The sequence below is a fragment of the Variovorax sp. UMC13 genome (assembly GCF_014170375.1).
GTDB lineage: Bacteria > Pseudomonadota > Gammaproteobacteria > Burkholderiales > Burkholderiaceae_C > Variovorax.
The window spans coordinates 312967-324781 of record NZ_LZZW01000003.1 but is presented as its reverse complement, the minus strand read 5'-3'; the positions used below and the strand labels follow the sequence as shown (position 1 = coordinate 324781).

General features: G+C 69.7%; 11 protein-coding genes. 3 read left to right on the top strand and 8 right to left on the bottom strand.

All coding sequences use genetic code 11. The features are described 5' to 3' along the window. Window positions 1-5 precede the first annotated feature (5 nt). Genes A9977_RS02245 through A9977_RS02235 form a run of 3 tightly spaced genes read right to left on the bottom strand, consistent with a single transcriptional unit; the run spans window position 6 to window position 2676 of the window. Complete coding sequence (locus A9977_RS02245; protein WP_183023229.1) at window positions 6-740, bottom strand: FadR/GntR family transcriptional regulator; 735 nt, start codon at window positions 738-740, stop codon at window positions 6-8. Window positions 741-757: 17 nt separating this feature from the next. Beyond that, a complete protein-coding gene (locus A9977_RS02240; protein ID WP_183023228.1) occupies window positions 758-1705 on the bottom strand; it encodes a 2-hydroxyacid dehydrogenase in 948 nt (315 codons plus the stop codon). Continuing rightward, complete coding sequence (locus A9977_RS02235) at window positions 1702-2676, bottom strand: tripartite tricarboxylate transporter substrate binding protein (RefSeq protein WP_183023227.1); 975 nt, start codon at window positions 2674-2676, stop codon at window positions 1702-1704. Before A9977_RS02235 ends, A9977_RS02240 begins: the two co-directional genes overlap by 4 nt. A gap of 142 nt (window positions 2677-2818) precedes the next feature. Here A9977_RS02235 and A9977_RS02230 point away from each other — a divergent pair, with 142 nt between their 5' ends. From A9977_RS02230 to A9977_RS02220, 3 genes are read left to right on the top strand one after another with little or no spacing between them, the layout of a single operon-like run. Beyond that, window positions 2819-3700, top strand: a complete 882-nt coding sequence (locus tag A9977_RS02230) for a 2-dehydro-3-deoxygalactonokinase (RefSeq protein ID WP_183023226.1) — start codon at window positions 2819-2821, stop codon at window positions 3698-3700. Next, a complete protein-coding gene (locus A9977_RS02225; protein ID WP_183023225.1) occupies window positions 3697-4341 on the top strand; it encodes a 2-dehydro-3-deoxy-6-phosphogalactonate aldolase in 645 nt (214 codons plus the stop codon). The genes A9977_RS02230 and A9977_RS02225 overlap by 4 nt, the downstream gene beginning before the upstream one ends. A gap of 11 nt (window positions 4342-4352) precedes the next feature. Beyond that, window positions 4353-5084 carry an aldolase gene (locus A9977_RS02220; RefSeq protein ID WP_183023224.1) on the top strand — a complete coding sequence of 244 codons (732 nt, stop codon included), beginning with the start codon at window positions 4353-4355 and terminating at the stop codon, window positions 5082-5084. A gap of 39 nt (window positions 5085-5123) precedes the next feature. Here A9977_RS02220 and A9977_RS02215 read toward each other — a convergent pair whose 3' ends face one another. Genes A9977_RS02215 through A9977_RS02195 form a run of 5 tightly spaced genes read right to left on the bottom strand, consistent with a single transcriptional unit; the run spans window position 5124 to window position 11618 of the window. Continuing rightward, window positions 5124-5921: an ABC transporter permease gene (locus tag A9977_RS02215; RefSeq protein WP_183023223.1), complete on the bottom strand. Its 798-nt coding sequence runs from the start codon at window positions 5919-5921 to the stop codon at window positions 5124-5126. 5 nt (window positions 5922-5926) lie between these two features. Next, on the bottom strand, window positions 5927-6700 hold the full coding sequence (locus A9977_RS02210; RefSeq protein ID WP_286550346.1) for an ABC transporter ATP-binding protein: 774 nt from the start codon (window positions 6698-6700) through the stop codon (window positions 5927-5929). A gap of 25 nt (window positions 6701-6725) precedes the next feature. After that, window positions 6726-7727 (bottom strand): ABC transporter substrate-binding protein, encoded by a 1002-nt coding sequence (locus A9977_RS02205; protein WP_259651763.1) that lies wholly within the window; start codon window positions 7725-7727, stop codon window positions 6726-6728. 49 nt (window positions 7728-7776) lie between these two features. After that, window positions 7777-9501: a hydantoinase B/oxoprolinase family protein gene (locus tag A9977_RS02200; RefSeq protein ID WP_183023221.1), complete on the bottom strand. Its 1725-nt coding sequence runs from the start codon at window positions 9499-9501 to the stop codon at window positions 7777-7779. Further along, on the bottom strand, window positions 9498-11618 hold the full coding sequence (locus A9977_RS02195) for a hydantoinase/oxoprolinase family protein (protein ID WP_183023220.1): 2121 nt from the start codon (window positions 11616-11618) through the stop codon (window positions 9498-9500). The genes A9977_RS02200 and A9977_RS02195 overlap by 4 nt, the downstream gene beginning before the upstream one ends. Between the last annotated feature and the right edge of the window lie 197 nt (window positions 11619-11815).

The following is an 11815-nucleotide window of genomic DNA, read 5'->3' as shown; positions in this document are numbered from 1 at the left end:
TCTCCTCAAGGGCGCTTCGGCGCCCTTTTGCTTGGCCGGTCGGACCGCGCACCGAGCACCGCTTCGATGTCGCTGCGCGCGCTGTCGATCAGCGCCAGCACCGCGCGCTCGGCCTGGTCCGGGTCGCGCGCGCGCACCGCATCGAGCACCGCGCGGTGCCGCGGCAGCGACAGCGCGGGCCCGTTGTGCAGGGTGCTGGAGATCTCGAAGCTGGTGCGCAGCAGCGCGTTCAGCGCCTTGCTCATCTGCGCCAGCATCAGGTTGCCCGCCGCGCGCAGCAGGCCGTGGTGGAAGCGCAGGTCGTGCGTGGTGTAGTCGGCGCCGTGCGCCGCCACCGCCTGCGCCATGCCGGCATAGGCATCCTCCAGTTCCGCGAGGTCCTGCGCGGTCGCGCGCGCGGCCGCCAGGCGCACCGCGGCCGGCTCGACCATGCGCCGCAGGTCCTGCAGGTCGCGCAGGAACTGGGGCGTGAGGCCGACCTTGGCCTTCCAGGTGATGACGTCGGGATCGAACCAGTTCCAGTCCTGCTGCGGCAGCACCCGGCTGCCGACCTTGGGTCCGGTCACGACCATGCCCTTGGCGGCGAGCGCCTTGATGGCCTCGCGCACCACCGTGCGGCTCACGCCCAGTTCCTGGCCCAGCACCGGCTCGGGCGGGATCACGCCGCCTTCCGGGTAGCGGCCCGAGACGATCGCCTCGCCCAGCAGGTCGACCGTCTGGCCGTGCGCGTTCTTGGCCATCGCCTGTGCCGACCTTCTCAGGCCGGGACCGGCGTGAGCAGCGGCTCGCCCGCGAAGTGCGCGCGCAGGTTGTCGAAGGTGAGCTGCGCCATCGCCTCGCGCGTCTGCCTGGTGCCGCTGCCGATGTGCGGCGTGAGCACCACGTTGTCCATGGCCAGCAATTCGGCCGGCACGTGGGGCTCGTCGGCGAAGACGTCGAGCGCGGCGCCGGCGATGGTGCCGGCCTGCAGCGCCGCGATCAGCGCCGGCTGGTCGACCACGCTGCCGCGCGCCACGTTCACCAGGTAGCCCTGCGGGCCCAGCGCTTGCAGCACCTTGGCGTCGATCAGGCCGCGCGTGGCCGCGCCGCCGGGCGTGATGACGACCAGGAAATCGACCGCGGCGGCCAGCGCCGCGGCATCGGGGTGGTAGGTGTAGGGAAGGTTCGCGCGCGGCGAGCGCGCGGTGTAGGCCACGTCCATGCGGAAGGCCAGCGCGCGCTGCGCGATCGCCTGGCCGATGCGGCCCATGCCGACCACGCCCAGGCGACTGCCCGCGACCTTGCGCGCCACCGGGATCGGGCCCTTGAGCCATTCGCCGCCGCGCACGAAGCGATCGGCCTGCGGGATGCGCCGCGCCGCCGAGATCAGCAGCCCCAGCGCAAGGTCGGCCACGTCGTCGTTGAGCACGCCGGGCGTGTGGGTCACGGGAATGCCGCGCGCCCGGGCCGCCGCCACGTCGACGCCGTCGTAGCCGACGCCGAACACCGTGATCATCTCCAGCGCCGGCAACTGCGCGATCAGCTCGGCCGGCACCTTCGACTCCCCGGTCGCGACCACCGCGCGGATGCGCGGCGCCGCCGCCGCGAAGGCGGCCGGGTCGTTCAGGTGCAGGCGGTCGTGCACGGTGGCCGCGCCGCGCAGCGCGTCCATCAGGAAGGGCATCACCGGCGCGACGACCAGCACCTCCGGGCGTTCGACGCTCATGCGCGGATCCCCACCTTCTGCACCAGCTCCTTGAAGTACAGGTGGTCGCGCTCCATCGATTGGCCGAACTCGGCCGCGTCGAGGTAGGAGAAGCCCAGGTTGAGCTTCTCGAGCGCCTCGCGCATGGCCGGTTCCTCGGCGGTCTTGCGCGCCGCGGCACGCAGCACGTCGACCACCGCCGTCGGCGTGGCCTTGGGCACGGCCAGGCCGCGCCAGGTGCCGATCGACAGGTCGATCTTGCGTTCCTTCAGGGTCGGCACCTTGTCGAAGGCCTTCAGGCGCTGGTCGGCCATCACGGCCAGGATCTTGAGCTTGCCGGCCTGCACGTGCACCGCCACCTCGCCCGGGCTCACGGCCACCGCATCGATGTGGCCGCCGAGCAGCGCCACCACGCCGGGCGCCGCGCCCTGGTAGGGCACATGGTTGAACTTGACGCCGGCCTTGTCCTCCAGGCCCGCGGCCGCGAGGTGCCAGATCGAGCCGTTGCCCGAGTTGCCGACCCGCATCTCGCCGGGCTTGGCCTTGGACGCCGCGAGGAACTCCTCGATGGTGTTCCAGGGCGCATCGGCCTTGACCGTGATGGCCGACGGGTCGGCGTTGAGCCGTGCGATGGGCCGGAAGTCGGCATAGGTGAACTTCGACAGGTTCAGGTGCGGCAGGATCACCAGCTCGGCGATCACCACCGACACCTTGTAGCCGTCGGGCTTGCTGTTGAGCACCTCGCCCATGCCCACCACGCCGCTGGCGCCGGGCTTGTTGTTGACGATGAAGGGCTGCGGGAAATGCTTCCTCGCGATCTCGGCGAAACCGCGCGCCAGTGCGTCGGTGCCGCCGCCCGCGGAGGCCGGCACCACCAGCTCGACCGGCTTGCTGGGGTAGTCGTCGGCGAAGGCGGCGAAAGGCAGGGGCAGCAGCATCGCGCCGAGGCCCTGGAGAAGGTGGCGGCGCTGCGCCGAGAGGGTGTCTTGCATGGCTCTGTCTCCAGTATTGGGGCACGAACACCCGGCTCTGCCCGGGCTCGCCGGCTTATCATATGATGATTGAAAATGCCGTTTCCGCAGGAGAAACCCTGGGATGCGGACGCCATGACGATGAAGCTGGAGACACGCCACGATGCATTGGGTCGCAGTTGATTGGGGCACGAGTTCGCTGCGCGGCGCGCTGCTGGATGCCGATGGAAAGGTGCTCGAAGAACAGAGCCACGCACGCGGCATCCTGAGCGTGCCGGCCGGCGGCTTCGGGGCCGTCTTCGACGAACTGTTCGGCGCCTGGATGGCGCCCGCGGGCACGCGCTGCCTGATCTCCGGCATGGCCGGCAGCAAGCAGGGCTGGGTCGAAGCCCCCTACTGCGCCTGCCCGGCCGGCCTCGCCGAGATCGCGGCCAAGGTGATCGAGGTCCAGTCCGGCCGCGTCGCGATGGTGCCCGGCCTCAGCGACGAACACGACGGCGTGCCCGACGTGATGCGCGGCGAAGAGGTGCAACTCTTCGGCGCCATGGCGCTGACCGGCCTGCGCGACGGCCTCTTCGTGCTGCCCGGCACGCACAACAAATGGGTGCGCGTGGCCGAGGGCCGCGTGGCCGGCTTCCGCACCTTCATGACCGGCGAGTTCTACGCGCTGCTCGGCACCCATTCGATCCTGGCGCGCACCCTCGACACCTCGGCGCCGCTCGACGAGGCCGCCTTCCTGCAGGGCGTGACGCAGTCGGCCAACAACGAAGGCCTGCTGCACAACGCCTTCGGCGCGCGCACGCTGGCGCTGTTCGATCGCATGTCGGCGGCCGACCTGGCGAGCTACCTCTCGGGCCTGCTGATCGGCGAAGAGCTGCGCACGCAGTCGCTGCGCGCCGCGGGCGAGGTCGTGCTGATCGGCTCGCCCGCCCTCACCCAGCGCTATGCGCTGGCCCTCCATGCCAGCGGCGTGGCCAGCCGGACCCTGGGCGCCGAAGCGACCTGGGCCGGGCTGCATGCCGTGGCCACCACCCTCGCACCATGAGCACCGCTGCCCTCGACACCTTCCACGCCGCCGTGCGCCGACTCCCGCTGGTCGCGATCCTGCGCGGCCTCACGCCGGCCGAAGCGCCCGCCGTCGGCGATGCACTGACCGACGCCGGCTTCGAGCTGCTCGAAGTGCCTTTCAATTCGCCGCAGCCGCTGGAGAGCATCGCGCTGCTGCGCCAGCGCTTCCCCGCTGCGCTGGTCGGTGCCGGCACGGTGCTCACGGCACAGCAGGTGCGCGAGGTGCATGCGGCCGGCGGCGCGCTGATCGTCGCGCCCAACTTCAATGCCGAGGTGGTGGCCGAGGCGGCCCGGCTCGGCATGGTGAGCCTGCCCGGCGTGGCCACGCCCACCGAGGCCTTCGGCGCGCTCGCCGCCGGTGCCACCGGGCTCAAGCTGTTCCCGGCCGAGGCGGCCTCGCCCGCGGTGGTCAAGGCCTGGCTCGCGGTGCTGCCCAAGGGCACGCCGCTGATGCCGGTGGGCGGCATCACGCCGGCCAACATGGACGCTTGGCGCGCGGCCGGCGCCACCGGCTTCGGCATCGGCTCCGCGCTCTACAAGCCCGGCAAGAGCGCCGCCGCGGTGCGCGAGGATGCGCTGCAGTTCGCCGCCGCCTGGAACCACGCCCTGCGCGCCTGAAAGCCCGTCCCATGCCGAACGCCGACGCCCAGTACGCCAGCCCTCAGGTCCAGGGCCTGCGCGAAGACCTCGCGCTCGCCCTGCGCGCCGCCGCGCACCACGGCCTGTCCGAAGGCGTGTGCAACCACTTCAGCGTGACGCTGCCCGGCACCGTCGACCGCTACCTGATCAACCCGCGCGGCCTGCACTGGAGCGAGGTGCGGGCCGACGACATCGTGCTGATCGACCTGCACGGCGAGGTGCTGGCCGGACGCCACCGCGTCGAGCCGACCGCGCTGTTCATCCACGGCGCGGTGCACCGCCTCACGGGCCATGCGGTGGTGCTGCATTGCCACATGCCCTACGCCACCGCGCTCACGCTCACCAGCGACCGCGCGCTCGACCCCACACTGAGCCAGAACGCGATGCGCTACATGGGCCGGATCGCGATCGACGCGCAGTACAACGGCCTGGCGCTCGACGATGCCGAGGGCGAGCGCATCGCGCGCAGCATGGCCGACGGCAGGGATGTGGCCTTCCTCGCCAACCATGGCGTGATCGTCGCGGGCGCCACCATCGCCCATGCCTACGACGACCTCTACTACCTGGAGCGCGCCTGCCTGCACCAGGTGCTCGCGCAATCGACCGGCCGGCCGCTGGCACCGGTCGACCCCGCGCTGGCCGCGCGCGTGGCGGCCCAGGTGCAGGGCGAGCGCGAACAGTCCGACATGTTCTTCGAGGCGCTGCGCCGGCTGCTGCCCTGAAGTCGCGCGTGCCGCAAGCCCGGCCCGCTCGTCGCTCCCTCAGGCCGGAACGCCGTTCGGCGCGGGCTTCTCTCGCTGCGACGAATGCCAGCCCAGGTGACGGATCTCCGCGAACTCGATGGCCTTGAACAGCAGCACGCCCATGAGGCAGAGCAAGGCCAACGCCACGAAGACGGTCGAGGTGTCGAAGCTGCCCTGCGCCACCAGGATCACATGCCCGAGCCCGGATTCCCCGGCCACGAACTCCCCGACGATGGTGCCCACCAGCGCGAAAGACACCCCCACCTTCATGCCCGCGAAGATGCTCGGCATCGCGTTCGGGAAGCGGATCTTCCAGAGCATCTTGGCGCGCGAGGCATGGTTCACCCGCGCCATGTCGAGCATGTCGGGGTCGGTCGAGCGCAAGCCGAGCACGGTGTCGATGAGGATCGGGAAGATCGCGATCAGCATCGCGATCGCCACCTTGGGCATGGCGCCGGTGCCCATCCAGATCACGAAGAGCGGCGCCAGCGCGACCTTGGGCACCGCGTTGAGCGCCACGAGCAGCGAGTAGAGCGTCCGGTCCAGGAACTTGGAATAGACGATGCCGATGGCCGCCGCGACCCCCAGCAGCAGCGCGAGCGCGAAGCCGTAGACCGTGGTCCGCAGCGTGTCCAGGCTCTCCATCAGCAGATAGCCGGGTTGCGCGAAGAACTGACCGGCGATCTTCGACGGCGCCGGCAGCAGGAAGTCGCGGATGCCCAGCAGGCGCACGCAGGCCTCCCAGATCACCAGCAGCACCACGAGCGAAAGCAGGGCCTGGCGGCTGCGCTGCGTGCGTACCCAGAGTTGTTTCATGGTGCTCAGCCCTTGTAGATGCCGATTTCTCGGAAGGTGTCGCGGATGCGTGCGACATAGGCGGCGAACGCCGCGGTCTCGCGCACCTCAAGGCCGCGCGGCCGCTCCAGTTCGATGGGCACGACGTCGGCGATGCGCCCGGGCCCGCGCGCCATCATCACGACGCGGCTGCCCAGGAAGACGGCTTCGGTGATCGAGTGTGTGATGAAGACCACCGTCTTGCGGGTCTCGAGCCAGGTGCGCTGCAGCTCGGCATTGAGCTCGTCGCGCGTGAAGGGGTCGAGCGCGCCGAAGGGTTCGTCCATCAGAAGCAACTGCGGGTCGAGCAGCATCGCGCGGCAGATCGAGACCCGCTGCCGCATGCCGCCCGACAGCTCGCGCGGAAAGCGGTCCAGATACGCCGACAGGCCGAAGAGGCCCAGCAGCTCGCGCGCACGCGGCTCGAGCTCGCGCCGGTCGCGGTCATGGAACTCCGCCGCCACCAGCACGTTGTCGAGGATGTTGCGCCATTCGAGCAGCAGGTCGCGCTGGAACACCACGCCCATGTCGTCCGGTGGCGCATCGATGGGCCGCCCATGCAGCGCCAGCCTGCCGCTGGTGATCGGCTCCAGGCCCGCCATGCAACGCATCAGCGTGCTCTTGCCGCAGCCGCTGGGCCCGACGATGCAGACGAACTCGCCTTCCTCGATGTGCAGGTCGATGTCCTGCAGCGCGTGGATGGGTTTGCGCTCGGAGGCATAGACCTTGTTGAGGCGCTCGATCTCGAGAAAGCTGGACACGGAGGGGTTCCTCGCGAGGGGGAGGTCAGACGGCAAGCAGCGCATTGGTGTAGTAGTCCGAGGGCTTGTGGCCGGGCTTGATCTGGCCGGTCTGTTCCATCGACCGGATGGCGGCGGTCCAGTCGGCGTCGTTCTGCACTCCGAAGGGCTGGTTCCTGGCGGAGGGGCTTTCGAAGAAACTGCGGTAGGCAGTGATCTGGCCGCGCAGCACCTCGGGGTCAAGCCGCGCATTGGGCCGCTGGGCGACGACGGCCCCGACCGCCTCCTCGATGTGGCCGTCGTAGATGTACTGCCATGTGCGCACCTGCACCTGAACGAACCTGGCGATGGCATCGCGCTTGGCCGCGAGCGCCTTCGGCGTCGCCGCCAGGCCGTAGCTCGGGAAACTGATGCCGCTGTCGCCCAGCAGCAGCGCCGAGGACTTGCGGGTCTTCAGCACCATCGGCTGGCCGAACGGCGCCTGCGACATGAAGCCGTCGCTGTTGCCCGAAGCGTAGGTCGAGATCATCGCGCTGGGCGCCACCATGACCAAGCCGATGCTGCTCTTGCTCATGCCGTTGGCCTTCAGGAAAGGCTCGATGAACGGCGCCCAAGGGCTGGTGGTGAAACAGACGATCTTCCTGCCCGCGAGGTCCCGGGGAGTCTTCACGCCGAGCGTCTCGTCGACCATCACCGCGAGGTCGCCGGTCCGTGCGAAGCCGGCGATCGACACGAGGTCCAGGCCGTTCTCCTTGGCCACCGCCATCGTGCCCAGCGCCACCTGGCCGATGTCGACCTGGTCGGCGGCCAGCAGCTGCAGCGTCGAGATGGTGCCGGTGCCGTCCTGCACCTCCACGTCCAGGCCCTGGGCCTTGAACAGGCCCTTCTGCTGTGCCAGGTGCATGGCGGCATGCAGGCCCCAGGGCGAGAAATCGAGTCGAACGCGCAGCTTCTCGGCGCCTTGCGCGCGCGCCGGGAGGCTGCCCAGCGACAGCGCGGGCGCGGCGAGCATGGCCGCCAGTCCTTGGCTCAGGGTCCGTCGTTTCATTGTTTTCTCCGGTTGCGGTGGATCGTGGAAATGTCTTCAGGCCGTCCGCTCAGACGGGCAACATGGCGCGCAAGGCCTGGGTGGCGGCCAGATCCGCCTTGCCCGTGGCCGGGTCGACGACAGCGGCGTGGTGCTGTCGCACGAAGGCCGCGCTGAGCTTGTGATTCCAGACGTCGTGCTCGAGTTCGGGCAGCGGGCGCAGCAGCGGGTCGCCGAAACCGCCGCCGCCCGGCTGGATGTGCGTCACCTGGTCGCCGCGAGCAATTCGCATGCCGACCTTGCTCGGCAGCGCCTCGACCGTGTCGCCATGCGCCAGCGTATTGGACGCGGCCCTGGCGGGGCCGCCGCCGTTCAGGCCATAGGGCTGGAACTTCATGCGGTCGGCGCGCAGCTGCAGCAGCACGTCGTCGGCCAGCACGCGGTAGCTGCGGCGGATGCCCAGGCCGCCACGGTAGCGGCCCGCACCGCAGGAGTCGGGCTCCATCTCGTAGGCCTCGACACGCACGGGATGCTGCGCCTCGAGCGTCTCGACCGGCGTGTTCGAGAGGTTCTGCGAGGCGTTCGTGATGGCCTCGACGCCATCGGCATGCGGCCGCGCGCCCCAGGCACCGCAGATCATGTCGACGATGATGTACGGCTTGCCTGTGTCGTCCTGGCCCGAGAGGCAGACCACGGTATTGCCGCCTTCTCCCGCGGCCGGGATCCGGTCGGGCACCACCTGCGCCAGCGCGCCGAGCATGGTGTCGAAGACGCGGTAGCCGGTGAGCGCGCGCGCCGCCACGGCCGCCGGCTCCACCGGGTTGAGCACCGAGCCTTCGGGCACGTGGATGCTCACGCAGCGGAACACGCCGGCATTGTTCGGCACGTCGCCCTTGAGCGCGCAGCGCACGCTCAGATAGGTGCAGGAGTTGGTGTACGAGCGGGTGGAGTTGATGGCCGCGCGCACCTGCGGCGAGGATCCGGTGTAGTCCACGCTGACATGGTCCTCGTGCACCGTGAGCGCCACTCGGATCGGGATCGGCTCGGGCGACAGGCCGTCGTCGTCGATGAAGTCCTCGAAGGTGAAGGTGCCCTTGGGCCAGGTGCGGATCTCGGCGCGCGTGAGCCGTTCCGCGTAGTCGAGCAGTTCGGCGAAGTAGGTGCGCGCGGCTTCGCGCCCGTAGCGGTCGAGCAGGCCGGTGAGCTCGCGCACGCCCACCTGAGAGGCGGCGTACTGCGCGCGCAGGTCGCCCAGCACGCGGTCGGGCAGCCGGACGTTCTGAGCGATCACGCGTTCCATCGTGTCGTTGACCACGCCGGCCTCGTACAGCTTCACGACCGGGATGCGCAGGCCTTCCTGGTAGATCTCCGTCGAGTCGCTGGCATTCGAGCCGGGCACGCGGCCGCCGACGTCGGTGTGGTGGCAGATCACCACGCAGAAGCCTTCGAGTTCGCCTTGGTAGAAGAAGGGCACGAACATGAAGATGTCCGGCAGGTGCATGCCGCCCTGGTAGGGGTCGTTGACGATCACGGCATCGCCGGGTGCGAGGCTGTCGCCGTAGCGCGCCTTCACTGCCGCCATGGCCTCGGGGATGGCGCCCAGGTGCAGCGCGATGGTCTTGGCCTGCGCGATCATCTGGCCGTCGCGGTCGCAGATCGCGGCCGAGTAGTCCATGACGTCCTTGACGATCTCCGAACGCGCGGTGCGCAGCACGGTGTAGGCGACTTCGTCGACGATGGCGTCCATCGCGTTCTTGATCACGGCGAAGGTAATCGGGTCGATGGGCGTGGTCATGCGGCTTGCTCCTGGAGGTCGATAATGATGTTGCCCACGGCGTCGGCATGGGCGCTGCAGTGCGGCGGCACGACGATGGTGGTGTCGTAGGACTCGATCACGAGCGGCCCCTGTTCAGGCGCCTGTGTCAGTTGGGCGCGCGGCACGACGCGGGTGGCCACGGGCGCCTCGTTGGCGGCGAAGCTCACGGAGCGCGTGCCGGCCTCGCCCTGCAGCGCGGTGCCGTCCACCTGGCAGGTCGCGAAATCGAGCCGGTGCTTGCTGCGGCCGCGCGCGGACACGCGCAGGTTGACCAGCTCGAGCGGCTCGTCGCTGCTGTAGCCGAAGGTCTGGTGATACATCGCCTGGAAATCGCGCACCAGCTGTTCGATGGCCTCGAGGCCGAAATGCGCGGAGGCCAGCGCCACGGTGAGCTCGGAGCTCTGCCCCACGTAGCGCAGGTCGGCGGCGAGCACGATGGTCGCGTCCTCCGGCTGATAGCCCTCGGACGCCAGCACCGAGTAGCCCTTGTCGCCGAGCGCGGCCGCGATGCCGCCCAGCTCGGCCGGCGCGCAACCGGCGAGCGGCTTCAGCACCGCCTTGACGAAGTTGTGCTCGGCGTCCGCCGACAGCATGCCGGCGGAGCAGAAGACCCCGGCCATGATCGGCGCGATCACCCGGCGGATGCCGAGCAGCCGCGCCACCGACACCGCGTGCAGCGGCCCGCCGCCGCCGAAGGCGATTATCGACATGTCGCGCGGATCGCGGCCGCGTTCCACCGTCACGGCGCGGATTGCGCGCGCCATGTTCACGTTCGCGACCTGCCGGATGCCATGCGCGGCGGCCAGCAGGTCCAGCCCCAGCGGTCCGCCGACGTGGCGCTCGATCGCCGCCTTCGACAGTTCGGGCGACACGCGCAGGCTGCCGCCGGCGAGCGCGCGCGGATTGAGGTAACCCAGCACCATGTTGGCGTCGGTCACGGTCGGGCGGTCGTTGCCGTTGCCGTAGCAGGCGGGGCCGGGCGTCGCACCCGCCGACTCGGGGCCGACGCAGAGCAGGCCGCCGGCATCGATCCACGCGATGGAGCCGCCACCGGCGCCCACCTCGGCGATGTCGATCGCCGGCACCTTGAGCACATAGCCGCCGCCCTTGACGAAGCGGCTGGGGGCGCTGATGCCGTCGCGGAACTCGTACTCGTTGGTCAGCGAGGGCTGGCCGCCCGCGATGATCGAGGCCTTGGCGGTCGTGCCGCCCATGTCGAAGACGATCAGGTCGGCGTCACCGCCCAGGTGGCCGATCTCGACCGCGCCCGCCACCCCGCCCGCCGGGCCCGAGGCGACCGCAAAGACCGGCTTGTCGGTGGCAGAGGCAATGCCCATCATCCCGCCGTTGGAGGCCATGACCTGCAGCGAGGCCTTCACACCCATGCGTTCGAGGTCTTGCCGCAGGCGCGCCAGATAGGTGCGCATGGCCGGCAGGATGTAGGCATTGACCACCGTGGTGCTGGTGCGCTCGTACTCCTTGATCTCCGGCAGCACCTCGCACGACACGCTCAGCAGCAGCGACGGGAAATTCGCCTGCAGCAGCGCCTTGGCAGCGAGCTCGTGGACCGGGTTGATGTAGCTGTTGAGGAAGCAGACCGCCATCGAACCGACGCCTTCGTCTACCAGTGCGCGGGCCTCGTCCAGCAGCTGAGCCTCGTCGAGCGGCGTGACGATGCGGCCCTGCGCATCGATGCGCTCGCGGATGCCACGGCGCCAGCGGCGCGGCGAAAGCGGCGCGGGCTTGGACCAGCTGAGGTCGAACATCGTGGGCGTGCGGATGCGACCGATCTCGAGCACGTCGCGAAAGCCCTCGGTGGTCAGCACGCCCGTGCGCGCGCCGACCTTCTGCAAGATGGTGTTCGAGGCCGTGGTCGTGCCATGCACGATCTCGGTGATGTCGCCGGGCGATACGCCGGCCTGCTCGATCAGCGACCCGAGACCCTGCACGATCGCGCGCCCGAGGTCGTCGGGCGTGGTCGAGGTCTTGTTCACGTAGAGCCGTCCGTTGGGCATCGCCAGGACGATGTCCGTGAAGGTGCCTCCGATGTCACAGCCGACCCGAACGCCTTTGGAAGCGTGCTTTTTCAAGTTCATCCGCCACTCCGATTCCTGTGCCTTGCGGCTGGTTGATAATCCTGCGACCAGGACGGATAACTAACTAACCATCCAGTACAACAACGAGCGAAATATAGGAGACGCAATGGACCTCTGTCAACGTGTTCGTGCATCGGGTTTTCTCGGGGGCTGGCCATGGGATCTGTAAACTCCGGGCGCCGGGCCGCCCGTCCGGT

Excerpts from the sequence above, each read along its gene's own strand:
- A9977_RS02245 (WP_183023229.1), bottom strand. The coding sequence starts at position 740 with ATGGCCAAGAACGCGCACGGCCAGACGGTCGACCTGCTGGGCGAGGCG.
- A9977_RS02240 (WP_183023228.1), bottom strand. The coding sequence starts at position 1,705 with ATGAGCGTCGAACGCCCGGAGGTGCTGGTCGTCGCGCCGGTGATGCCC.
- A9977_RS02235 (WP_183023227.1), bottom strand. The coding sequence starts at position 2,676 with ATGCAAGACACCCTCTCGGCGCAGCGCCGCCACCTTCTCCAGGGCCTC.
- A9977_RS02230 (WP_183023226.1), top strand. The coding sequence starts at position 2,819 with ATGCATTGGGTCGCAGTTGATTGGGGCACGAGTTCGCTGCGCGGCGCG.
- A9977_RS02225 (WP_183023225.1), top strand. The coding sequence starts at position 3,697 with ATGAGCACCGCTGCCCTCGACACCTTCCACGCCGCCGTGCGCCGACTC.
- A9977_RS02220 (WP_183023224.1), top strand. The coding sequence starts at position 4,353 with ATGCCGAACGCCGACGCCCAGTACGCCAGCCCTCAGGTCCAGGGCCTG.
- A9977_RS02215 (WP_183023223.1), bottom strand. The coding sequence starts at position 5,921 with ATGAAACAACTCTGGGTACGCACGCAGCGCAGCCGCCAGGCCCTGCTT.
- A9977_RS02205 (WP_259651763.1), bottom strand. The coding sequence starts at position 7,727 with ATGAAACGACGGACCCTGAGCCAAGGACTGGCGGCCATGCTCGCCGCG.
- A9977_RS02200 (WP_183023221.1), bottom strand. The coding sequence starts at position 9,501 with ATGACCACGCCCATCGACCCGATTACCTTCGCCGTGATCAAGAACGCG.
- A9977_RS02195 (WP_183023220.1), bottom strand. The coding sequence starts at position 11,618 with ATGAACTTGAAAAAGCACGCTTCCAAAGGCGTTCGGGTCGGCTGTGAC.